The 24370-nt window shown below is 63.3% G+C and carries 15 protein-coding genes; 8 read left to right on the forward strand and 7 right to left on the reverse strand.

The features are described from left to right. Nucleotides 1–274: 274 nt before the first annotated feature. Nucleotides 275–547 (reverse strand): usg protein, encoded by a 273-nt coding sequence (locus tag NKK51_RS28530; protein ID WP_352555457.1) that lies wholly within the window; start codon nt 545–547, stop codon nt 275–277. A gap of 302 nt (nt 548–849) precedes the next feature. Here NKK51_RS28530 and acs point away from each other — a divergent pair, with 302 nt between their 5' ends. Together acs and NKK51_RS28540 are read left to right on the forward strand one after the other, a co-directional pair. Then, entirely contained in the window at nt 850–2805 is a 1956-nt protein-coding gene (acs, locus tag NKK51_RS28535) for an acetate--CoA ligase (RefSeq protein ID WP_352555459.1), read from the forward strand. After that, on the forward strand, nt 2805–3548 hold the full coding sequence (locus tag NKK51_RS28540) for an MOSC domain-containing protein (RefSeq protein WP_352555461.1): 744 nt from the start codon (nt 2805–2807) through the stop codon (nt 3546–3548). The genes acs and NKK51_RS28540 overlap by 1 nt, the downstream gene beginning before the upstream one ends. Nucleotide 3549: 1 nt before the next feature. On the opposite strand, the gene NKK51_RS28545 is transcribed toward NKK51_RS28540, so the two are convergent. The 3 genes from NKK51_RS28545 to NKK51_RS28555 all read right to left on the reverse strand — a co-directional run bounded on the left by NKK51_RS28545 (nt 3550) and on the right by NKK51_RS28555 (nt 7890). Beyond that, complete coding sequence (locus NKK51_RS28545) at nt 3550–4818, reverse strand: class I SAM-dependent methyltransferase (protein WP_352441020.1); 1269 nt, start codon at nt 4816–4818, stop codon at nt 3550–3552. A gap of 382 nt (nt 4819–5200) precedes the next feature. Beyond that, entirely contained in the window at nt 5201–6679 is a 1479-nt protein-coding gene (locus tag NKK51_RS28550; protein ID WP_352555463.1) for a TadE/TadG family type IV pilus assembly protein, read from the reverse strand. A gap of 341 nt (nt 6680–7020) precedes the next feature. Next, complete coding sequence (locus NKK51_RS28555; RefSeq protein WP_352555465.1) at nt 7021–7890, reverse strand: transglutaminase-like domain-containing protein; 870 nt, start codon at nt 7888–7890, stop codon at nt 7021–7023. A 169-nt stretch (nt 7891–8059) separates the two neighbouring features. On the opposite strand from NKK51_RS28555, the gene NKK51_RS28560 reads away from it, so the two are divergent. Next, complete coding sequence (locus NKK51_RS28560) at nt 8060–8725, forward strand: HAD-IA family hydrolase (RefSeq protein ID WP_352555467.1); 666 nt, start codon at nt 8060–8062, stop codon at nt 8723–8725. 8 nt (nt 8726–8733) lie between these two features. Here NKK51_RS28560 and NKK51_RS28565 read toward each other — a convergent pair whose 3' ends face one another. Further along, nucleotides 8734–8955, reverse strand: a complete 222-nt coding sequence (locus NKK51_RS28565) for a DUF1674 domain-containing protein (RefSeq protein ID WP_352555469.1) — start codon at nt 8953–8955, stop codon at nt 8734–8736. 137 nt (nt 8956–9092) lie between these two features. Between NKK51_RS28565 and htpX the strand changes: the two genes are divergently transcribed. The 4 genes from htpX to purH all read left to right on the forward strand — a co-directional run bounded on the left by htpX (nt 9093) and on the right by purH (nt 15340). Then, on the forward strand, nt 9093–10112 hold the full coding sequence (gene htpX / locus NKK51_RS28570) for a zinc metalloprotease HtpX (protein WP_352555471.1): 1020 nt from the start codon (nt 9093–9095) through the stop codon (nt 10110–10112). After that, on the forward strand, nt 10070–11500 hold the full coding sequence (locus tag NKK51_RS28575; RefSeq protein WP_352555473.1) for an RsmB/NOP family class I SAM-dependent RNA methyltransferase: 1431 nt from the start codon (nt 10070–10072) through the stop codon (nt 11498–11500). The genes htpX and NKK51_RS28575 overlap by 43 nt, the downstream gene beginning before the upstream one ends. Nucleotides 11501–11648: 148 nt before the next feature. Next, entirely contained in the window at nt 11649–13373 is a 1725-nt protein-coding gene (locus tag NKK51_RS28580) for a heparinase II/III family protein (RefSeq protein WP_352555475.1), read from the forward strand. 350 nt (nt 13374–13723) lie between these two features. Then, on the forward strand, nt 13724–15340 hold the full coding sequence (gene purH, locus NKK51_RS28585; RefSeq protein WP_352555477.1) for a bifunctional phosphoribosylaminoimidazolecarboxamide formyltransferase/IMP cyclohydrolase: 1617 nt from the start codon (nt 13724–13726) through the stop codon (nt 15338–15340). Between the two features lie 255 nt (nt 15341–15595). Here the strand turns inward: purH and NKK51_RS28590 are convergent, their stop codons facing one another. Next, nucleotides 15596–16972: an MFS transporter gene (locus NKK51_RS28590; protein ID WP_023811732.1), complete on the reverse strand. Its 1377-nt coding sequence runs from the start codon at nt 16970–16972 to the stop codon at nt 15596–15598. A 354-nt stretch (nt 16973–17326) separates the two neighbouring features. Between NKK51_RS28590 and NKK51_RS28595 the strand changes: the two genes are divergently transcribed. Then, nucleotides 17327–19471: a TonB-dependent siderophore receptor gene (locus tag NKK51_RS28595; RefSeq protein WP_352555479.1), complete on the forward strand. Its 2145-nt coding sequence runs from the start codon at nt 17327–17329 to the stop codon at nt 19469–19471. Between the two features lie 84 nt (nt 19472–19555). On the opposite strand, the gene NKK51_RS28600 is transcribed toward NKK51_RS28595, so the two are convergent. After that, the gene (locus NKK51_RS28600; protein WP_352555481.1) at nt 19556–24346 is read right to left on the reverse strand and encodes an NAD-glutamate dehydrogenase; all 4791 of its coding nucleotides are present in this window, start codon (nt 24344–24346) and stop codon (nt 19556–19558) included. Nucleotides 24347–24370: the final 24 nt, after the last annotated feature.

The following is a 24370-nucleotide window of genomic DNA, read 5'->3' on the forward strand; positions in this document are numbered from 1 at the left end:
TGGTGTTCCCAAATGGCATCGCGAACCTCCCGGCGCAAAGCACGCCAAACTGTTCGCGATGTCCTCGCACACCTGTTCGCGATGTCTCCGGTCCAAACACCCCCTTGCGGGGGAGATGTCCGGCAGGACAGAGGGGGGTGTGAAGGAACGCGACGTTGACTAGAGCCGCCATCTGCGAACGGCTTCATAATAGTTTCTGATGCTGGCGGGACAGCACCCCCCTCTGCCCTGCCGGGCATCTCCCCCGCAAGGGGGGAGATCGGCTGTACCGCGTTCAGTGCAGCACGAACTCGCCATCCACCTTGCGCCATTCATTCGGCGCGATCAGCTTCTGGTGGGTGTAGCTGATCGAATGCAGCGGCCCGTCCAGCTTGGCCTTCCAGAACTCGATGAACTTGATCAGTACCGGAAATTGTGGCGCCAGATCGTAGTCCTGCCAGATGAAGCTCTGCAACAGATGCGGATGATCGGGAAAGTGATAGAGAATCTTGGCCGTGGTCAAGCCATAGCCTTTGAGCATCAGGTCCATTTCGGCATGGTCGCGCATGACGGTCCCCAGGTTGATTCGCCTGTCCTCCCACGGCTGATTGTGCGCGCCGCTGATTAACCGTCTATTGATTTTTTCTTCATCTGACCCGGCTTTAGCATGCGAAAACATGCAGTTAGCAGCGCACCTCTTCGAGTGCTGACAGCCTTGGAGAAGCCCCCTGCGGCATCCCGCCGCGCGAATCCAACGTCTAATGTTGCCGTAACGGCGGAACTGGTAATAATGCCGCCGAATTCGCGGCCGTGCCGCTGCGATCCCGCCGGCATTTCAAGCCGGCGATTGGTTCGGGAGGAAAGTCAGGAATGTCCGAGGTTCATGTCCATCGCGTCCAGCCGGCGTGGAAGAAAAACGCGCTGATCGACAATGACACCTACCTGAAATGGTATTCCGACAGCATCAAGAACCCGGACAAATTCTGGGGCAAGCACGGCAAGCGTATCGACTGGTTCAAGCCCTTCAGCAAGGTCAAGAACACCTCCTTCGACGGCAAGGTCTCGATCAAATGGTTCGAGGACGGACTGACCAACGTTTCCTACAACTGCATCGACCGGCACCTGAAGAAGCGCGGCGACCAGACCGCCATCATCTGGGAAGGTGACAATCCCTACGACGACAAGAAGATCACCTACAACGAACTTTACGAGCATGTTTGCCGGCTTGCCAATGTAATGAAGAAACACGGCGTCAAGAAAGGCGACCGCGTCACCATCTACATGCCGATGATCCCGGAAGCCGCCTATGCGATGCTGGCCTGCACGCGTATCGGCGCCGTCCATTCGATCGTCTTCGGCGGTTTCTCGCCGGATGCGCTGGCCGGCCGCATCGACGACTGCAAGTCGACCTTCGTCATCACATCAGATGAAGGCCTGCGCGGTGGCAAGCCGATCCCGTTGAAGGAAAACACCGACAAGGCGATCGAGATCGCCGCGAAGGCCGGGACGAAAGTCGAAAAGGTGGTGGTCGTGCGTCGCACCGGCGGCAAGACCGGCTGGGTTCCCGGCCGCGACGTCTGGTACCACGACGAGATCGCGACGGTGAAAGCCGAATGCAAGCCCGAGAAGATGAAGGCCGAGGACCCGCTGTTCATCCTTTACACATCGGGCTCGACCGGCAAGCCGAAGGGCGTGCTGCACACCACCGCCGGCTATCTCGTCTACGTCTCGATGACGCACCAATATGTCTTCGACTACCATGACGGCGACATCTACTGGTGCACCGCCGATGTCGGCTGGGTCACCGGCCACAGCTACATCGTCTATGGCCCGCTCGCCAACGGCGCCACCACGCTGATGTTCGAAGGCGTGCCGAGCTATCCGTCGCAGTCGCGCTTCTGGGAAGTCATCGACAAGCACAAGGTCAACATCTTCTACACCGCGCCGACGGCCCTGCGCGCGCTGATGGGCGCCGGCGATGCGCATGTCACCAAGACGTCGCGCAAGTCGCTGCGCGTGCTGGGTTCGGTCGGCGAGCCTATCAATCCGGAAGCCTGGGAGTGGTATTTCAACATCGTCGGCAACGGCAAGGTTCCGATCGTCGACACATGGTGGCAGACCGAGACCGGCGGCATCCTGATCACGCCGCTGCCCGGCGCCACCGACCTCAAGGCGGGTTCGGCGACACGGCCCTTCTTCGGCGTCAAGCCGCAGCTGGTCGACGGCGAGGGCAAGGTGCTGGAAGGTGCCGCCGACGGCAATCTGTGCATCACCGATTCCTGGCCCGGCCAGATGCGCACCGTCTATGGCGATCATGATCGTTTCATCCAGACCTATTTCTCGACCTACAAGGGCAAGTACTTCACCGGCGACGGCTGCCGCCGCGACGCCGATGGCTATTACTGGATCACCGGCCGCGTCGACGACGTCATCAACGTCTCCGGCCATCGTATGGGCACGGCCGAGGTCGAATCCGCACTGGTCAGCCACGACAAGGTTTCGGAAGCCGCCGTCGTCGGCTATCCGCACGACATCAAGGGCCAGGGCATCTACTGCTACGTCACGCTGATGGCCGGCGAGCAGCCGGGCGAGGATCTGCGCAAGGAGCTGATCGCCCATGTCCGCAAGGAGATCGGGGCCATCGCTTCGCCCGACAAGCTCCAGTTCGCGCCCGGCCTGCCGAAGACGCGCTCCGGCAAGATCATGCGCCGCATCCTGCGCAAGATTGCCGAGGACGATTTCTCCGCCCTCGGCGATACCTCGACGCTCGCCGACCCGGCCGTCGTCGAAGACCTGATCGCCAACCGGCAGAACAAGAAGAGCTGATGCAGGCCGCGCTCGGCACTGTCAGTGAGCTTTGGCGCTATCCGGCGAGTTCGCTTGCCGGCGAGCGTCGGGAAACAATCTCGGTCGATATCGAGAGCATCGAGGGCGACCGCATGTTCGGCCTCGTCGACGCGTCCGACAATGAGATCGCGCGACCGGACCGCGACCCGAAATGGCACAAGGTGCCGCGCATCCGCACCCGGCTGTCGCCGACCCTGGAACTCGAGATTGCCGTTCCCGGGGACAACTGGCTGGCTGCGCCAAGTATCGAGAGCGACCGCGCGGTGTCGGCCTATCTCGGCTTCGAGGCCTCGATCCGACCGTTTCGCCGCGAGAATGCCGGACCTGACTATTCCGGCCCGCTGACCGCGGAGCGCTACCGCAAAGCGCCCATCCATCTGTTGACCACCGCCTCGCTGGCACGGCTCAAAGCGTTGCATCCGGAAGGGGTCGCCGACCCACGCCGCTTCCGCCCCAACATCGTCGTCGACATGACGGCAATCGAAGGGTCGTTTCCGGAAACGGAATGGATCGGCCGCAAGCTTGCCATCGGCGATCTCCTGCTGACTGTCTCCGAACCCTGCCGCCGCTGCGGTTTCACCATCGTCGCCCAGGATGGCTTCGACCATGATCCGGCGATCCTGCGCAACCTGGTCCGCCACAACGCCCACAATCTCGGCGTCTACTGCACGATCGACCGGCCGGCGCGCGTCGAAGTCGGCGACGCGATGCGCTTCGTGTAAGCTATCGATACAGATCTGCCCGCGTCGGCGGCAGGCCGCTTGGGCCGCGCGCGCGCTTGGTGACGACGGTCTGGAAAATCTGTGCCGAGGCACGTTCGAAGGTGATCGAACAGCCGGTCAGGTAGAGCAGCCATAGCCGCGCCCTGGCCTCGCCCACCTCGGCGATAGCCTCGTCGAAACGCGCGTGCAGGCGCTCGGCCCACAGGCGACAGGTGCGGGCGTAATGCTCGCGCAGATTCTCGACGTCGTAGACCAGGAAGCCGTGCGCCTCGAGATTGCCTGTTGTCATGCCGATCGTGTCGAGTTCGCCGCCGGGGAAAATGTATTTGATCAGCGCCTTGAACTCCGGCCCCTTGCGCAGGGTCTTCTTCATGTCGCCCTTGCTGCGCCTGGTGATGGCGTGATGCAGATAGATGCCGCCGGGCTTCAGCAGGCGGTGGACAGTTGAGAAATAGGTCGCGTGGTTGGCGAGCCCGAGATGCTCGAACATGCCGATCGACGAGATCTTGTCGAACGAGCCGGTGAGTTCGGCATAGGATTTGATCTCGATGGTGATGCGGTCCTCCAGACCCTCGGCGCGGATGCGTTCACGGGCAAGATTGGTCTGGGCCTGCGACAGCGAGACACCGTGGCCGATGACGCCATAGTTCTTCGCGGCATGGATGAGCATCGCTCCCCAGCCACAGCCGATGTCGAGCAGTCGTTCGCCAGGCTTCAGCCGGAGCTTGCGGCAGATATGGTCGAGCTTGTCGATCTGCGCTTGATCGATGCTGTTGGCGAAATCCTTGAAGTAGCCGCAACTGTAGACCATGCGCTCGTCGAGGAAGAGCCGGTAGAAGGCGTTCGAAATGTCATAGTGATGCTGGATCGCCTCCTGGCTCGAACCGCTGACATAGGGATTGCGCCCCGACAGATCGGTCCGCGCCGTCATCTGCCTGCGTGCCAAAAGCACGGAAGGCAGGTCGCGCAGGATCGCCATTTTCGGCAGCGATTTGAGCTTGGTTCTGAGCTTGCCTTGCGACGGCAGGGCGTAGAAGTCGAAAAACGTCCCGTCTTCGATATCGATCGTCTTGGAAATCCACATTTCGATCAGCGTCGACAGGGATGGTCGCTTCACCACCTGCCAGACGATGTCCTGGTCGTTGATGGTGAGCACCGGACCTGTGGCAGGGCCGATCCGCTCCCCGGTCCACAGCCTGACGGCAAAGCCCGGTTTCAGCGTCTCGACAACCGTCCGCACGATCCGCGCCGCTCTCTCGGCTGCTTCCATGCATTCCTCCCAAGGGGCCGACCCCGGGTTGCCGGCTCGGCTCTATGCCATGATCTTGCCTGCCCTGCCGACAGCCCGCAACCCAGTGTCGTGCCAAAAGCACCTTCCCGACTTTTTCAAACCTGCGCCTTGTCTTTTGCTGCAACGCACCCCATCATGAGTATGTGTTCAACAAATCGAAAGGAGGTGATCCGATGTCGAGTGATTTCGTTTTCCAGAACGTGGCCTCAGCGGATTGCACTTTCGGGAAGCAGTCTTCCCGTTAAGGCGCGAAATGCGCGGCGGGTGACCTCATAGGTCATCGCCATAGGGCCGCGCCACGGACGGAAACACGGAAGGCCGCCGGCTTCGAAAGAAGCGGCGGCCTTTTTCCGTTTGCGGACTACTGGGTCAACGCGACCTTTTCGGTGTTGCGGATGATTTCCTGAAAGGCGGCATCCAATTCTGCTCCGGTGGACACCTCGAAGAAATGTCTCTTGGCGGCGGAGGCGTCCTTCGATGAACAGTCCTTCAGCACCGCCTTTGCCTGGTCCCGCTCGGTTGCCGACATGTCCTTGTTGTTCAGATCGAAGCCGATAGTGAAAATCTCGATGCCGTCATTTTTCATGTTGCCGCACAGCGTTCCGGCGTTGCCGCGCGCAAGGTTGCCCTGGCTGTTGTAGCTGTCCCCAGCACCGGCGAAGGCGGTATTGAATTGGCCATCGGTCATCAGGATCGCGACCTTGGCGATCTTCTTCGGATCGGCGTCCGAGGCGCCTTTGCCGAGACCGGCATTTCTGATCGCAGTGCGCCATTGCGGCGACAGCATATAGTAGGTCCACTGAATGGCGATCGCGCCGGCCGTGTAGCCATCGGCCTGGAAGTCCTCGATCGATTCAAGCAATGCATCGGAATCGGCGGTCAGCGGGATCACTTCCGCATCAGGGCACCTGTTCATGTCCCCGTCACCGAGATGGTCGTCCCGATTGACCAGCGCATAGTATTTCTTGCCGTTCCTGTCGGTGCGAACGGTATCCGGGCCGTCGGCGCTCATATCCGCCTTGCCGTTCTTGTCCTTGCGCTCGGTGGCGCAATTGTCGGGGCGTGGCATCGCCGCGCCGACAATGGAGATGTAGTCGCTGAAGGACGGCAGCAGATTTTTGCCTGTCTTGGCGACGAGAAGCGGACTGCCGGCGATGGGTGGGAGCTCAGAGCTGGCTTGCTTCTCGGCATAGACGTTTTCCGCCAGCTTGCCGGCGTTCACGCCAGATGCATAAGGCACGATCGCGACGCGGATGCGGGGGTTCTGCGGATCCTGGTTCTGCAGCATCGTCTGGACGGCGTTTTTTGCAGCTGCTTTCAAATCGCCGATTTTGTCGACCTTGCCGAGCTTGGCCATCGACCCCGTTATGTCGAGCATCATCGCCACTTCGATGGTCTTGTCCGAATAGAGCGCCGTCGTGGAGGCGGCGACTCGTTTCATGTCGCCCGTGCCAAAAATCGGGAAATACAGCCCGACATCGACATGGGCGTCGGCCTGGACCGTCTTGGCAGTCCTGTTGACGATCAGCTTGTCGAGTACGATCTGGTCGGCCTGCAGAATCCCTGCCTGGCTGTTGGCGTCGAGAAAGGCCTGCACCGATTTGTTGGCATCGGCTTCCTTGATGACACCGGTCGTCAGGTCGCGTGCCGTCGACGTGACCGCGGCGTCGACCACGCCCTGAAGGCTCGTTTTCGCATTGTAGAGCTGCGATACGTTGACCGAAAAGCCCACGGCCAGCGCCAAGACCGAGGCGCTAAGGCCGAACAGGACTGCGAAATTTCCACCGCGATCCCTGGCGAACCCGCCAACCGCGTGAACAAGACCCCCGTAATTTCGCATCCTACAGCCTCCACTCGCCTCGGCCTCGTCGCCGCGGAAAGGGCAATGCAGGATTCCCGCCGGATGACGCCCTAGCTGGGCGGAGAGCTGGCTTTCCAGTAGCAAGTCATTGTTTTTGTTAAATCTTGGAACCAACAAAGGTGAACGGTTGGTAAACGGGAACGCGCCGTGGCGCTGGCGTTTACCGGCCGCTTACCATGACCTGGCCCCGAGGCATCGCGACGCCGTCGACGGCGTCCTGTTGCGGCACAAGCTCACTGTACCGAAGCGGACCATGTGTCCCGAAAGTTGTGCCTGGAGAGAACCTCGCTGCCACCCTGTCGCGTCGGTAGGCCTCGCGACTACGCCAGCATCTGTGCGCTGACGGTCCTGTCGATGCCGTGGTAGGGCGGGTTGAACAGATTGCCTTCCTGTTCGTAGGTCCACACCTTGAACAGGCTGAGCCGGTGGGGGCCGAAACTGTGCAGCAGCGGCACGTCGGTGGCGTCGCGGCCGCGGGCGATGACGATACGGCCGATTCTTGGCGTGTTGTGGCGAGGATCGAACGTGTACCATTTGCCGTCGAGGAACACTTCCAGCCACGCCGAGAAGTCCATCGGCGCCGGATCGGCTGGCACGCCGATGTCACCGAGATAGCCGTTCACGTAGCGTGCCGGAATATTCATGCAGCGGCAAAGCGTGATCGCCAGATGGGCGAAGTCGCGACAGACCCCGACGCGCTCCTCATGCGCCTGCGCCGCGGTGCGGGTCGAGCGCGCATAGCCATAGCCGAACGACAGCCGGTTGTGGACATAATCGACGATCGCCTGCACGCGCGCCCAGCCGGACGGGATGTCGCCGAAGAGCTCCCAGGCCAGGCTGCTCAGATGATCCGTCTCACAATAGCGGCTGCCCAGGAGATAACCGAGAACTTCGTCGGGCAGGTCTGCCACCGGCACTTCCCTGGCCAGCGTGTTGACCTCGTCCGTCTCGCCGCTGTCCTCGACGACCGCGTCATACAGGATGCGAAAACCACCGGCGGGTGCTGTGAAGCGCCGGCAGGCATTGCCATGCAGATCGTGGTACAGTCTTGTCGGCACCGCGGGCGAGGTCAACACCCGCGTCTGCCGCTTGATGTCGGCCTGCCTGTCCCGATGGATCTCGAGCACTGAAATCACCGGCGTCGCGGCTACGCATTCGATGGCGATTTCGTAGCCGAGCCGGATCAGCATCGTTGGTCCCCCCTTCGATCGTTGTTGTGAGAAGCAGTCCTTCCCAAACGCGCGGAGGATACCGTGGTTCCCTGGGCCGATCGAAAAGCCCACCCCGTGTCTTCCCCTGCCGCGGTCGAGACGTTAGGTTCGGCAACCCCACCAGCGCTCCCCGAACTCAAGGAAAATCATGTATTCAGGCAGAAAATTCGCGGCCTTCCTCTTCGACATGGACGGCACGCTCATCAATTCCATCGCCTCGGCGGAACGGGTGTGGAGCGATTGGGCACGTCGCCAAGGCCTCGACGTCGCCGCCTTCCTGCCGACGATCCATGGCGTGCGCGCGATCGAGACCATCACCGGCCTGGCACTGCCGGGCGTCGACCCGGCATACGAGGCTGATCTGCTGCTGAAGGCCGAGGCGGCCGATCTCGATGGCATTCTCCAGATCGCCGGCGCCGTGGCATTTCTCAATTCGCTGCCGCCCGAACGCTGGGCAATCGTCACCTCCGCCCCGCGCGAGCTGGCGCTGTTGCGCATGAAGGCCGCCGGCATCCCCGTCCCGGGCGTCATCGTCGCGGCGGAAGATGTCTCCCGCGGCAAGCCGGCGCCCGATTGCTTCCGGCTTGGCGCGGAACGGCTCGGCTTCGACGCGCGCGATTGCCTCGTCTTCGAGGATGCTCCAGCTGGCATCGCGGCAGCCGAAGCGGCGGGCGCGGCGGTCATGGTCATCAGCGCCACGCACAAGCACCCCTTGCCAACGCAACATGCCGCGATCGCAGGCTACGACATGGTCGGCATCACGGTCGACGAGCGTGGCTGGATCGCGCTCGAGCCGCAGCGCAACGCTGCGTAGGGAGGCATCTAGAAGTCGCTGGTCAGGCCCTTTACTTCCCAGTCGCCGTAGCGCCCTGGCTCCTTGCCGCCGCGGCCGCCGATCTCCTTCGGCAGCGCGGCCTCCTTTTCGCGGTAGTGTTCCCGCCGCGCTGCGGCCTCGGCCAACGCACGGCGTGCGGCCGGCGCTAGCTCTCTTTGCGATGCCGCTTCGGCAGGAGCGGAGCCTGTTTTACTGATTTCGTCGGTCATGCGATAATCTCGGCAGATTGAGTTCAGTCAGCAGATTGAGTCCAGTCAATTGAAACAGGAACTGGCGTTTCCCATCATATAGCCATGAACCCACGACGATCGACCCCTTTTCGCTATCCCCCGGACAGGAGCAGACGATGAACACCATCCGCACCGCCATGCTTCTTGCCGCGATGACCGCGCTGTTCATGGGCGTCGGCTTTTTGATCGGCGGAACCGGCGGCATGATGATCGCGCTGCTGATCGCCGCCGGCACCAACCTGTTCAGCTACTGGAATGCCGACAAGATGGTGCTGTCGATGAACCGTGCCGTCGAGGTCGACGAAAGGAACGCGCCCGAATATTACGCCATCGTCCAGGCAATGGCCAAACAGGCCGGCCTGCCGATGCCGAAGACCTATCTGATCGACAACCCGCAGCCGAACGCCTTTGCCACCGGCCGCAATCCGCAGAATGCGGCGGTGGCTGCCTCCACCGGCCTGTTGCAGGCGCTGACGCCTGAAGAGGTCGCGGCGGTCATGGCGCACGAGCTCGCCCATGTGCAGCATCGCGACACGCTCACCATGACGATCGTCGCCACCTTTGCCGGCGCCATTTCAATGCTCGGCAATTTTGCCTTCTTTTTCAGCGGCAACCGCGACAACAACCCGTTCGGCTTTGTCGGCGTGCTGGTTGCGATGATCGTGGCTCCGTTTGCAGCGATGGTCGTGCAGATGGCGGTCAGCCGGACCCGCGAATACGAGGCCGACCGGCGTGGCGCCGAAATCTGTGGACACCCGCTCTGGCTGGCATCGGCGCTTGACAAGATCGCCCGCGGCGCCGAACGCATCCGCAACCCCGATGCCGAGCGAAATCCCGCGACCGCGCATCTCTTCATCATCAATCCTCTTCACGGCGAGCGCATGGACAGCCTGTTCTCCACCCACCCCGCCACTGAGAACCGCATCGCAGCCTTGCAAGCGATGGCGCGCGACATGGCCGGCAGCGAAACCCGGGCTGCACCGCGCCAGGCCCCAACGTCACGCCAGGCGGACGAACCGCGGCCATCCGGCCCATGGGATCAGGCAGCGCGGCCCGAGCAGCCGGCAGAGCCCGCCAAGCCCAAATCCAACCCATGGGGTCGCAATCCGACCGGGCCCAAGGGCCGGTGGTCGTGAGCGTGGCGGACAGAGGGCCTCGACGCACGGTTTCAGGCGATCAGGAACACAGGGACGGCGGCGACTTCGTTGCCGGCCTCGCCGCCCGCAAGGCGGCGGCGCGCCTGCTTGCCGCCGTCATCGACGCCAGGACGCCGCTTGACGGGCTGACCGATCACGAGAATGGCCACCCGCAATACAAGGCGCTCGACTTGCGCGATCGCGGCCTGGTCCGCGCCATCCTGGTCACCGCGCTGCGCTATCGCATGACCATATCAGGGCTGCTGGCGAGGCGCCTGGAAAAACCGCTGCCGCCCAATGCCACCGCTTTGTCGCACATATTGCATGTGGCCGCAGCACAGATCCTGTTCCTCGATATTCCCGACAGCGCCGCCGTCGACATTGCGGTGACCCATGCCAAGTCCGATCCGCGCACGGTGCGCTTCTCCGGCCTCGTCAATGGCGTGCTGCGCACACTGGCACGGGCCAAGGAAACGGAACTGCCTGCCGCCCTTGCCGCCACCGACGAGGCGCCCAAATGGTTTTCCGACAGGCTGAAGACCACCTACGGCAACGAGAAGGCCAGACAGATCCTCGAAGCGCATCGCGTTGAGGCGCCGGTCGACTTCTCGGTCAAGGCCGATCCCGGACTCTGGGCCGAAAAACTCGGCGGCATCGTCCTGCAGACAGGCACGGTGCGTGTCGAGAATCTTGTCGGTCCTGTCACTGAATTGCCTGGCTTTGCCGAGGGCGCCTGGTGGGTCCAGGACGCCGCGGCCAGCCTGCCCGCCCGGCTGTTCGGCGATGTCACGGGATTGCGGGTTGCCGATCTCTGCGCCGCGCCCGGCGGCAAGACCGCGCAGCTGATCGTTGCCGGCGCGAAGGTCACCGCCGTCGACACGTCAAAAAACCGGCTCGTGCGGCTGACGCAGAATCTCGACCGTCTCGGCCTGTCGGCCGAAATCGTCCAGGCCGACCTGCTCAAATATGAGCCGGAAGAACTCTTCGACGCGATCCTCCTCGACGCGCCCTGCTCGTCGACCGGCACGGTGCGGCGGCATCCCGACGTGCCATGGACCAAGACTTCGGCCGATGTCGAAAAACTGGCCGACCTGCAACGCAGGCTGCTCGCCCGCGCCGTCACCCTGGTGAAGCCCGGCGGCACGATCGTCTTTTCCAACTGTTCGCTCGACCCGCTCGAGGGCGAGGATCTCTATCGCGCCTTTCTGGCCGGCACGCCTGAAGTCGCCAACGATCCGCTGCGGCAAGGCGAGATCGCCGGCATCGATCCGTTCCTGACGACGCAGCAAGGCACGCTGCGCACCACGCCCGCCGACCTGGAGCTCGGCGCGCCGGAACGCTCCGGCCTCGATGGTTTCTTCGCCGCTCGCATGCGGCGAGCCGGCTAGGAATTGAACTGCCCGGATTTACTGACTTTTTTGGGTAGGATCGGGGGCAAAACCAGGTGAACCGGCGTGGGCTCGTGGAATTCGCCTTCGCACGAATCGTGCAATCATGTAGACTCGGCGCCGGGGTAGAGGACGATCAGGAGGGGTTTTGGCACTTGCTGCCAGCAGCACGACGCGTCTGTGGACGCTTGTCGCGAAGGAGTTCTGGCGCAAAACGCGCCGGCGCCTGCGCGCCGGGCCTGTCTATCGCTGGCGATATTCCGGCCGCACGCCGGAACGTGTGCTGATCGCACCGCCGGACCTGCGCCTCGCCGACCCGCAGATCGCACTCGAGATCTATTACGGCCGCTATCCCCTGTCGGGGCACGTGGTCGAGACCGGCGGCAAGTCGCCTTTCCAGATCCACGTGCCCAATCACGGCTGGCAGAAGACGCTGCACGGCTTTCGCTGGCTGCGCCATATGCGCGCCGCCGGCACCGAGCTTGCCGCCGCCAATGCCCGCGCCCTGGTCTCCGACTGGATCACCATGCATGGCAGCCATATCTCCGGCATCGCCTGGGAGCCGGGCACGACGGCCAAGCGCATCATCGCCTGGTTGCAGCACTCCTCGGTCGTATTGCAGGGCGCCGAGTTCCCTTTCTACCGCGCCTTCCTGAAATCGGTTGCCATCCAGATCCGCTACCTCAGGTCGATGGCGCGCGAAATGCCCGACGGCAAGGACAGGCTGCGGGCCCGCATCGCGCTCGCCTTCGCTGCCTTGTCCCTGCCGGCACCGGCATCGGCCCTGCGGGGCGCGACCCGCAATCTTGCCGAGGAACTCGACCGCCAGATCCTCGCCGATGGCGGGCACATTTCGCGCAATCCGATGGTCGTCCTGGAAATCCTCGCCGACCTTCTGCCGCTGCGCCAGACTTATGCCAACCAGGCGGAAACGCCGCCGCAGGCGCTGATCGGCGCCATCGACCGCATGCTGCCGGCGCTGCGCTTCTTTCGCCATCAGGATGGCAGCCTCGCCCGCTTCAACGGCATGGGTGCCACCATCCACGACCGCATCGCCACCATTCTGCGCCACGACGACACCGCTGGCGCGCCGCTGCTGCATGCGCCGCATTCCGGCTATGAGCGCCTGTCGATGGGCGGCACCACGGTCATCGCCGACACCGGCCCGCCGCCGCCGATCGATGTGTCCAACGCCGCACACGCCAGCTGCCTCGCCTTCGAACTGTCGTCCGGCCGCCAGCACTACATCGTCAATGCCGGCATTGACACCTATGGCGCGGCTGAATTCCGGCCGCTGGCGCGCGCCACCGCCGCGCACTCGACCGCCACCATCAACGACACCTCGTCGGCGCGCTTCAGCCATTCGTTGCGCGTCAACGACCTGCTCGGTTCGCCGCTGATCGGCGGCCCGCAGCATGTGCAGTGCAAGCGCACCGACCAGAAGGGCGTTCAGGGCTTCATCGCCCGCCATGACGGCTATGTCCCGCGCTTCGGCTTCCTGCATGAGCGCGAGCTGAAACTGTCGTCGAACGGCAATGTGCTGGCTGGCCGCGACCGCTTCCAGCGCCCCGGCAATACGGCGATCCGCAACAATGGGCGCGACTTCGTCACCGTCCGCTTCCACGTTCATCCCGACGTCAACCTTTTGCAGGACGAGCATGACCGCCTGGTGCTGGCCGCCGATCAGGCCGACACCTGGGTGTTCACAGCAGCCGAAGTGGTGCCGGAGGTCGAGGAATCGATCTATTTCGCCGGCCTTGGCGGCCCGCGCCGCAGCCGCCAGATCGTGCTTGCCTTCAAGGCTTCGGAAATCGCCGAAGTCCACTGGCAGCTGACCCGCACCAGCATCGCCGGCTACCCGGAAAACAACTGATCCTCCTGACAGGGCTTCAAACTCAGGTTAACAAAAGGCCTGACGACAACCAGCTCGGGGCATCGGCAGCTTTTGTGCCGGCAGCTTTCCCACGATAGGAATTTTTTCTTGACTCCGTGCCCTCAGCTATGGTACATTTTTGCCTATGGTGCCGGTTTGCGCCAGTGGCCCGCCGCATAGGCGGGTTTTTTCGTTGGTGCTCCGTCAGCCAACGCGCCTGCGAAGTCTCCGAAGAAACCCGTTAACACGGATTCGTTGCCTTGCCCCACCTGACCGCCGGTTTGATTTCCGGGCGGCATGTGCTACGGGCGCGGGCATCCACCACACCAGTCGTGAAAGGCCGCCAGCCCATGGCCGTCGCCGCCAAGAACATTCCCGCACCAGACCTTGTTCCCGTGCGTCGCGCCCTGCTCTCCGTTTTCGACAAGACGGGCCTCATCGATTTCGCCAAAGCGCTGGCAGCGGCCGGTGTCGAACTGGTCTCGACCGGCGGCACGGCAAAGGCGATCACCGAGGCGGGCCTAGCGGTGCGCGACGTCTCCGAGCTCACCGGTTTCCCCGAGATCATGGACGGCCGCGTCAAGACCTTGCATCCCGGCGTGCATGGCGCGCTGCTTGGCGTGCGCGACGATCCGGAACATTCCGCGGCAATGCGCAAATACGGCATCGAGCCGATCGATCTCGTCGTCTCCAATCTCTATCCGTTCGAGGAGGTCCGCCGCTCCGGCGCCGACTACGCTTCGATCGTCGAAAACATCGACATTGGCGGACCGGCGATGATCCGCGCCTCGGCCAAGAACCACGCCTATGTCGCCATCGTCACCGATCCCGGCGATTACGCTTCGGTGCTGAATGCGCTGGAGATGAACATCGGCTCGCTGTCGCTGGATTTCCGCAAGAAGCTGGCGGCCAAGGCCTTTGCCCGCACCGCCAGCTATGACGCGGCGATCTCCGGCTGGTTCGCCGAGGCGCTCGAGATCGAACATCCGACATGGCGCGCCTTTGGCGGCAGGCTGGTCGAGGTGGTGCGCTATGGCGAGAACCCGCATCAGAGCGCCGGCTTCTACGTCAACGGCGACAAGCGCCCGGGCGTCGCCACGGCGCGCCAGCTGCAGGGCAAGCAGCTATCCTACAACAACATCAACGACACCGACGCCGCTTTCGAATTGGTCGGCGAGTTCGACCCCGACCTTTCCGCCGCCGTCGCCATCATCAAGCACGCCAATCCGTGCGGCGTTGCCGAAGGCGCCTCGCTGAAAGCCGCCTACGCCAAGGCGCTGGCCTGCGACCCGGTCTCGGCCTTCGGCGGCATCATCGCCGTCAACCGCACCCTCGACGCCGAGGCGGCGGAAGAGATCGTAAAAACCTTCACCGAGGTGATTATCGCGCCCGGCGCCACCGATGAGGCAGCGGCCATCGTGGCGGGGAAGAAGAATTTGCGCCTGCTGGTCACCGGTGGGCTGCCGGACCCGCGCACGCCGGGCACGACGGTCAAATCCGTCGCCGGCGGCATGCTCGTCCAGGGCCGGGACAACGCTGTGGTCGGCGACCTCGAGCTGAAAGTGGTGACCAAGCGCTCCCCGACCCCGGCCGAAATGACCGATCTCAAATTCGCCTTCCGCATCGCCAAGCACGTCAAGTCCAACGCCATCGTCTACGTCAGGGACGGCGCCACGGTCGGTATCGGCGCCGGCCAGATGAGCCGGGTCGATTCCTCACGCATCGCCGCCCGCAAGGCACTCGACGCCGCCGAGGCCGCCGGCCTCGCCGAACCGCTGACCAAGGGCTCGGTGGTCGCCTCCGACGCCTTCTTCCCCTTCGCCGATGGCTTACTGTCGGCAATCGCCGCCGGCGCCACCGCCGTCATCCAGCCGGGTGGCTCGATGAACGACAGGGACGTCATCGCCGCTGCCGACGAGCACGGCATCGCCATGGTGTTTACGGGCGTCAGGCATTTCCGCCATTAGCTGCTTTTACCCTCCCCCTTTGTGGGGGTGAGAAGCGGTTCGCGCAGCGAACGAAAAGCCAATTGCTTGGCTTTTCGAGCTTCGAACGCCCTAAGCCTGCGAAGGGCTCGGGGCTGAATTCTGAATGACCAGTCGCCGGGCCGGGTCCCCGCTGCTTCGCAGCGTCCCGGCGTTCACCGGCCTTTCATCGTGCCACTGGCACGATGAATTCGCTTCGCGAACCGGCTGCTCACCCCCACAAGGGGGAGGGTAAAGTCAATCCACCGGCCGGTCCGCCGGATAGGGCGTCTTGACCAGGATCGCCATGCCGATGCCCAGGAACAGCACGATCACCGCCATGCCGAGCCGCGCCGAGCCGCTGGCCAGGGTGACCGACGCGACCATGAACGGCGCCAGGAAACTGGTCGCCCGCCCGGCCAGCGCATAAATGCCGAAATAGCGGCCGGATTCTGCCGCCGTGACGCTGCGCGCCATGTAGGACCGCGACGACGCCTGCACCGGCCCGAAAGCCACACCGATCAACAGGCCGAAGAAGATGTAGGCCTTTTCCGCTGCCGTGCCGAACAGGCCGCCGCTGTCCGGTCCAGGCATCATCCAGAGGCCGAACAAAGTATAGCCCGGCCCGGTCGAGACGATGCCGATCGTGGCGATGCTGAGCAGGACCAGCGAGATCATGACGATGGTTTTTGAGCCAAGCGCCGTGTCGAGACGGGCTGCAACCAGACAGCCGAAGATGGCGACGACATTGAGAATGATGCCGAAAATACCAATTTCGGTGATCGACCAGTGGAACATCGCAGCGGCGAAAGTGCCACCCAACGCCAGCAGCGCGTTGACGCCGTCCTGATAGATCATGCGGGCGACCAGAAAGCGGAAGATACCGCTGCGCTTACGCACCTCGCCCAATGTCACTTTCAGCTCCGCCAACCCCTCTCGGACAGCCGGACCGATCGGCAGGCCCTTGATGGCGTCGGGGGTGAAAAAGAACATCGGCAGGATGAATAGGAAGTACCAGCCGGCTGACAAAGGCCCGGTTGCGCGCGCGTCCTCGCCGAGCTTCGGGTCGAGCCCGAACAGCGGGTCGATGCCGATGATCGTCTTGCCGGTCTCCGGCGAACCGGCCAGGCAAGCGACGACAAAGATCAGCGCGATCATGCCGCCGAGATAGCCAAGCCCCCAGGCCATGTTGGAGATCCTGCCGATCTCGCTCTTCGGCACCAGGCGCGGCATCATCGAATCGTTGAACACGGTCGAAAACTCCGCCGCCACCGACGCCAGCGAAAAGAACAGCACGACCAGGAAAAGGTTCGAACCGGGGGCCGCGAACCAAAGCATGCAAAGGCAGGTGACCTTGACCGCGGCAAAGAATGCGATCCAAGGCTTGCGCGGTCCGGTCTGGTCGGCGATCGAGCCGAGGATGGGCGACAGCACGGCGATGACAAGACCTGCCGCGGCGATGCCATAGCCCCAGGCCGCCTGCCCGGTTTCCGGGTCGCTCGCCATCCGCGACACGAAATAAGGCCCGAAGATGAAGGTGGTGACGACGGTGAAGAACGGCTGCGCCGCCCAGTCGAACAACATCCATCCCCAGATGCCGCGCCCGGACGCACGCTGCACTGTCTCTACCGTCATGATGATCCCCCCGGCACCGGTTCCGTGTCGGGCGCCATGTCTGCATGTTTCATGCGCTCATGCAATGAACGAAGCTTGGCGCCGTCCCTTGCCCCTGCCGGGGGTTCATTGTTCGAAAACCCAGCAATTGGCTTTCGTCCGCGGCGCGGGCCAAGCCCTTATTTTTTCTCGTGGGGGAAGTCGGCCCGAAGGTCCGGCACCGTCCTCCACCCCCTGCTTCGCAGCGATTGCCGCCGGCGCGAATTTCTTGATTATTAAGTTGACTCTTTTTGTCCGGTTTGACTAATTGCGCTCGCGCAGGGCCGGAAAGTCACCGGTCGAACGGCTCGATATTGGTCTGACAGGGAATAAGAGATGACGATTGGTCGACAGGCGTTGTTGCGCACTCAGGCAAGGCGATTGATTGCGAGCAGTGCCTTGATAGCGGCATCTTTTGGAGCGATGGGAGCCGGCCGGGCCCAGGACGTTTCGCCGGACGATGCAACTCAACTGGAAACGATCGTCGTCACCGGCAAGTCGGACCGCGTTGTCGGGCCCGATCAAACGATCGTCGCCGAGGATACGGCGACCGGCACGAAGACCGATACGCCCATCGTCGACGTCCCCGCCTCGGTTTCAGTTGTAACCCAGAAGGAGCTGGAGGCACGCCATGTCGAAAGCCTCCAGCAGGCCGTGGCCTACACATCCAGCGTCCTCACCGACGAGTTCGGCAATGATGACCGATACGACTATATTCGTATCCGCGGTTTCGACCAGACATCGCTCGGTACTTATCGCGATGGTCTCACGGCGCGCATCCCCGCTTGGTTCACGGCCAGCCGTCTCGAGCCTTACGGACTTCAGCGCGTGGAGGTCCTGAAGGGATCGACATCGACGCTTTTTGGTCTCAACGGCCCTGGCGGACTGGTCAATGCCATCACCAAGCGGCCGCTGGACCAGAAGCAGGGGGAGATTTACACGTCCCATGGCGACGGTACCAAGGAGGTTGGCGTTGATTTTGGCGGACCGATCGACCCCGATGGCGTGTGGACCTATCGGCTCACCGGGCTGGCCAAGGATGGCGATCAAGGATGGGATTGTTCCAACGACGATCGGCTTTACATCGCGCCCGCGTTGACCATCAAGCCCGAGGAAGGAACGTCGCTCACCATCCTGACTGACTATTACAAGCGAGATGGGACAGGCGCACGCGGCACCCCGGCTGGCGGCAATATCGACATCGGCACATTCCTGGGCGAGCCGGATTTCAACCGCTTCAACACGGAGCAGGTCGATATCGGCTACCAGTTCGAGCACGAGTTCAACGAGAACCTCACCCTCCGCTCCAATGCCCGCTACACGCATTTGAGCCTCGACTACGCCGAGGTCTACGGCGCGTCGCTTGACCCCACGGCCGACCGCACGGCATTTTCCGTCGATGGCGTGTCCAACCGCTATGCCTTCGACAATCAGTTGCAATACGATACGGGCTGGAACGGGATCGACAGCAAGACGCTTGTCGGCGTCGACTACGCCAACGACAACACCCGCGAAAACATCCTCTTCGGCACCGCCGGCCCCATCGACATCAACAATCCGACCTATTGCGGTCTGTCCTGCATCAATCTCGGCCCCTACGTGAACTGGCGGGTCAAGCAACAGGCGGTCGGTGTCTATGCCCAGGAGCAATTGACGTTTGACGACCGCTGGATCGTCACCCTGGGCGGGCGCTGGGACCGCGTGCATACGACGGCGGACTATCTCGACTCGGGAACGCAGGACGATGACACGGCATCCGCCTTCACCAAGCGCGCCGGCCTGACCTACAAATTCACCCCGAACCTCGCGGTCTACGCCAACTATTCGGAAAGCTTCCAGCCGCTCGTGGCGCCAAGTGCCAACGGATATGCGGTCTCGGGTTCGCTGAAGCCTCAAGAGGGCAAGCAGTATGAGGCAGGCATCAAGTACAAGCCCGACGGCTTCGACGGCCTGTTCACGGCCGCGGTCTTCGACCTTACCCAAACCAATGTTCCGACCTATGTCACGCCTGTTGTCCAGCAGCAGATCGGCAAGGTCGGCGTCCGCGGCATCGAACTCGAGGGCAAGGCCGCCATTGCGGAAAACCTGAACCTGACACTTGCCTATTCCTACTGGGATGCCGAGATCCTGGAAGACGGTATTGGCGGAAATGCCGGCAATCGGCCGCAACGTGTCCCTCGCCACCTGGCTTCGGCCTGGGTTGATTATACGCTTCCCGAGGAAGGACGGCGTGGCGACCTGACCATCGGCGGAGGCGTGCGCTATATCGGGCAAACTTACGGGGATGACGCGAACACGACTTCGATTGGCGGCTACGCACTGGTGGATGCGGCGATCAGCTACAAGATGACCAAGGACGTGACATTGGCCCTGAACGCAACGAACCTGTTCGACCGGAAGTATTTGACAACCAGCTATTACGGAACCGAATTCTACGGCGACCGGCTGAAAATCGTCGGCACGCTCAAACATTCCTGGTGAGCTTTTTGAACGCTAGTTTCGAAGCGGATGGCATTCGAAAAGAGCCACACGCATCCGGTGATGCGTGTGGTGATCGTCGACGGTTCACATCCCCGTCAGATCGCTCATCAGCCCCGACGCCACCGACAGCCGCGACACGGTGATGTCGCCGCCCTCGGTCAGTGCCTGCAGCCGCTCGCGGATGCGCGCCACCCGCTCGCCGCCGGCGTCCAGCCAGGCAACCACCGGATCGGCCGTCTTGGCGTGGCCGGTGAGTGCCGCCACCGCGATGCCGCGCCGTGCCGCGCCGATCGTGTCGGTGGCGCGCGACAGCGCCAGTTGATCATAGTAGTCCGAAGGCGTGATCGAGCGTGCGGCGTCCTCGACACGCGGGATGCGGAAGGCATCGCTGACGGCGAAGAACGCCTTGGCCGCGGCGACGATATCGGCGCCGGCGGTGCGCGCCGTCAGCGCGATGTCGGGGATAAGTTCCGCCACCTCGCTGAGCGCCAGTTGCCCGGCCAGCCCTTCCGGCGCGCCGCTCTTGAACAGCCCGTGCCGCTTCTCCTCGATGCGCTCGCGCGAGAAAGCCGGCAGCAGCGAAACGAGCTTGGGTTCCAGCGCCTTGCGTGCTTCCTGCAGCTCGGCGATGCGCTGGCCGAGGGGTGCCGTGCCGGCATCGTTCTTGAGATACCAGCCGCTGGTCACATAGATCAGCCGGCTGACCATCTGATAGAGATCAAGCTGCACCTGGCCGTCGATCTGGTTGTCGAGCGCATCGATCTCGCGATAGAGCGCCGGCAGCGCAAAACCGTCGCGCACCATCGCGAAGGTCCGCACCACGTCGGCGGCGGTGCGCCCCGTGGCTTCCTGCAGCCGGTTGACGAAGGACGGGCCGCCGCGATTGACCAGATCGTTGGCGACGACGCGCGTGATGATCTCGCGGCGCAGCCGGTGGCCATGGATCTCAGTGGCGTATTTCTTCGCCATCCGGTCCGGGAAGTAGCCCATCAGGTCGCGATCGAAATGCGCGTCATCAGGCACGTCGCTGGCGACGATGTCGGAAAACAGCACGATCTTGGCATAGGCGAGCAGCACGCCAAGTTCGGCCCTGGTCAGCGGTTCGCCACGCGCCTCGCGCTCGGCAAGCGATGCCGGCGACGGCAGCGTCTCCACAGTGCGGTCAAGCAGGCCGCGCGCCTCCAGCGCCGTCATGAAACGGCTCTGATGCGCGATATCGGCGAGGCCGCGCTTGCGGGCGATCGAAAGCGCCAGCGTCTGCTGGTAGTTGTTGGACAGCACCAGCGAGCCGACCTCGTCGGTCATCTCGGCCAGCAGCTTGTTGCGGGCCGGGCGCGTCAACGACCCCTTGCGCATGGCGGACGCCAGCGCGATCTTGATGTTGACCTCGACGTCGGAACAGTTGACGCCCCCCGAATTGTCGATGGCGTCGGAATTGCAGCGGCCGCCATTTAGGCCGAACTCGATGCGCGCCCGCTGCGTGACGCCGAGATTGGCGCCCTCGCCGATCACCTTGGCGCGCACGTCGAGCGCGGTGATGCGAATGGCATCGTTGGCGCGATCGCCGACTTCGGCATTGGTTTCGGTCGATGCCCGCAAATAGGTGCCGATGCCGCCGAACCACAGGAGATCGACCGGCGCCTTGAGGATGGCGGTCATGATCTCGACCGGCGTGGCGGTGGTCTTGGCCAGGCCGATCGCCGCCGCCGCCGCTGCCGGCAAGGTGATCGATTTCTGGTTGCGCGAGACGATGATGCCGCCTTCCGACAGTTTCGTCTTGTCGTAGTCCTGCCAGCTCGAACGCGGCAGCGCGAACATGCGCTCGCGCTCGGCCATCGAGGCTGCCATATCGGGATCAGGGTCGATGAAGATGTCGCGATGGTCGAAGGTGGCGATCAGCCGGGTTTTCGGCGACAAAAGCATGCCGTTGCCGAACACGTCGCCCGACATGTCGCCGACCCCGACGACGGTGAAGGACGAGGTCTGGATATCGCGGTTGATCTCGCGGAAATGCCGCTTGACCGCTTCCCAGGCGCCCTTGGCGGTGATGCCCATCTTCTTGTGGTCGTAGCCGGCCGAGCCGCCGCTGGCGAAGGCGTCGTCGAGCCAGAAGCCGTGCTTCTCCGAGATCGCGTTGGCGGTGTCGGAGAAAGTCGCCGTACCCTTGTCGGCGGCAACGACGAAATACGGATCGTCCTGGTCGCGGCGCACGACGCCGGCTGGCGGGATGACACCGTCGAGGCCGATATTGTCGGTGATCGAGAGCAGGCTGGAGACGAAGTTCTTGTAGGCCGAGGTGCCGGCCTCGAAGATCGCGTCACGGCCGGCGCTCATCGGCAGCTTCTTGGGATAGAAGCCGCCCTTGGCGCCGACCGGCACGATGACGGCATTCTTGACCTGCTGTGCCTTGACCAGGCCAAGCACCTCGGTGCGATAGTCCTGGGCGCGGTCCGACCAGCGCAGACCGCCGCGCGCCACCGGACCGAAGCGCAGATGCAGGCCTTCGACCTCGGAACCGTAGACGAAGATCTCCCGCCACGGTCGCGGCGCCGGCAAGCCCTCGACCGCGTGCGAATCGACCTTGATCGCCAGCGACTGGCCCTTTTCTTTCGTATCGGCAACGAAATGATTGGTGCGCAGCGAGGCTTCGATCAGATTGAGGTAGCGCCGGATGATGGTGTCGTCGTCGATGTTGGGAACGTCTTCCAGCGCATCCTTGATCTTGGCCTTGAGATGCTTTGCCGCCACCATGCCTTCGGCCTCGGCTGTCGGGCCAAGCCGGGCGATGAACAGCGCATGCAGGCCACGCGCGATGTCGGGATAGCGGTTGAGCGCGGCGGCGATAAAATCCTGGCTTTGCGGAATGCCCACCTGCTGCAGATAGCGGCCATAGGCGCGCAGGATGGTGATCTCGCCAGACCACAGGCCGGCGGTCTGGGCGAGGCCGTTATAGCCGTCATTGTCGACGTCGCCGCGCCAGACGGAGAGGAATGCGTCCTCGAACAGCGCGCCGCCATCGGTCAGGTCGATCGGCTTGCCGTAGCTGTTCTCCAGTTCCATGTCATGAATGAAGACTAAGCCGGACTGGTCATCGCCAACCTCGAAAGTGCGCTCGCTGATGACGCGGAAGCCGATGTTTTCCAGCACCGGCACCCGGCGCGACAGCGCCACCGGGCTGCCATGGTGATAGATCTTCAGCGCCGCTTGGTGCGGCTTCTGATCGGCGTGGCGATAATAGTCGATGGCGATCGGATTGCCGGCGCTGATCCTGACGATACGCCCGGCGTCGGCCAGCGCCACCGCCGCGCTGAACGAATCGCGGTAGCTTTCAGGCAGCCGCGCGGCGATCGCCTTCAAAGCCTGGTCGCCGCCACTGGCCTCGGCCGCATCGGAAAGGGCGTCCTCCCAGGTACGCACGATGTCGCGGATCGCCGCCTCTATCGTCGCTTGCTCGACCTTCGGCGTCTTGCCGCCGGAGCGGCCGATGATGAAGTGCACGCGCGCCAGCCCGCCCTCGGGGAAGGCCGGGTAATAGGCCGACAGCCGGCCTTCGAATACGGTCTTCAGATACGAGCCGATCTTCTCGCGCACGACGCTGTCGTAACGGTCGCGCGGCACGAAGACGAGGATCGAGACGAAACGGTCGAACTGGTCGGCACGCACCAACGCGCGCACGCGCGGCCGCTCGACCAGGCCGAGAATGGCGGCGGCGTGCTTCCTCAGGATCGGCACCGGCACCTGAAACAGTTCGTCGCGCGGATAGCTTTCCAGCACGTTGATCAGCGCCTTGCCGGAGTGATCGTGCCGGTCGAAGCCGGACTTGGCGATGATGGTTTCGGCCTTGGACCTCAGATACGGGATCTTCATCACCGAGCGCGTGTAGGCGGTCGAGGTGAAAAGGCCGACGATACGCAATTCGCCCGCAAGCGTGCCCTTGGCGGTGTAGGTCTTGACGCCGATGTAGTCGAGATAGATGCGACGATGCACGGAAGACTTGGCATTGGCCTTGGTGACAATCAGCGGCTCCGGCCCATGCAGGAAGGCGCGGATTTCGGGCGTCGTCGTCACCGCTTCGGTGCCGCGCCTCAGCACCAGCACGTCGGGATCGGACAGGATGCCGAGACCGGGCTTGTCGGCACGCTCCAGTGTGCCGCTTTCCTCGCCGCCGGTGTATTTGAATTCGCGCATGCCGAGGAAGGTGAAATTGTCGTCGCGCAGCCACTCGAGGAAGGCGATCGCCTCGGCAACGCTCTTCTTGTCAAGCGGTACCGCCGAATAGCGGAATTCCGAGATGGCCTGATCGAGGCGGGCCAGCATCGGCTTCCAGTCGTGCACGGCGGCGTGAACCTGGCCGAGCATCTTGCGCAGCCGCTCGGTCAATCCGCTCGCCTGCTCCACGGTCAGCCGCGGGATATGAACATGGATAACGCTCAGCCTGTCGTGACTGCCGTCGTCCTTGGCGAAATTGCCGTCGCCGAGGATTTCGGCGACACCACCTTTGCCGTGTCGCACCACGATGACCGGATGAGTGACCAGTGTTGGTTCGCCCGCGGTCTCGGTGATCTCGCCGAGGATGGAATCGAACAGGAACGGCATGTTGTCGTTGACGACCGTGATGACCGTCATCGGGCGGCCGTCTCGCACAACGCCGGAATCGGCATCGACGGCGACGACGCATTCGCCTTTTTTGTGAACGGCGACCGCTCGGCCGGCGAGATCGGCGGCGCGTTCGAGGTCGGCTACCTCATAGGTGGCGATGTCTTCAGCCGGCGCGCGGGCGAGCAGATAGTCGGCAAGCCTGGCTGGCCTTTCCTCCGCTTTTGTCGCTGCCGTGGCTTTTTTCTTTGGCTTGCTCGCGGATTTCACGCTGGCCATGACGCACTTCCCTCCCGTCAATGC

The sequence above is a fragment of the Mesorhizobium sp. M0011 genome, from assembly GCF_040324155.1.
GTDB lineage: Bacteria > Pseudomonadota > Alphaproteobacteria > Rhizobiales > Rhizobiaceae > Mesorhizobium.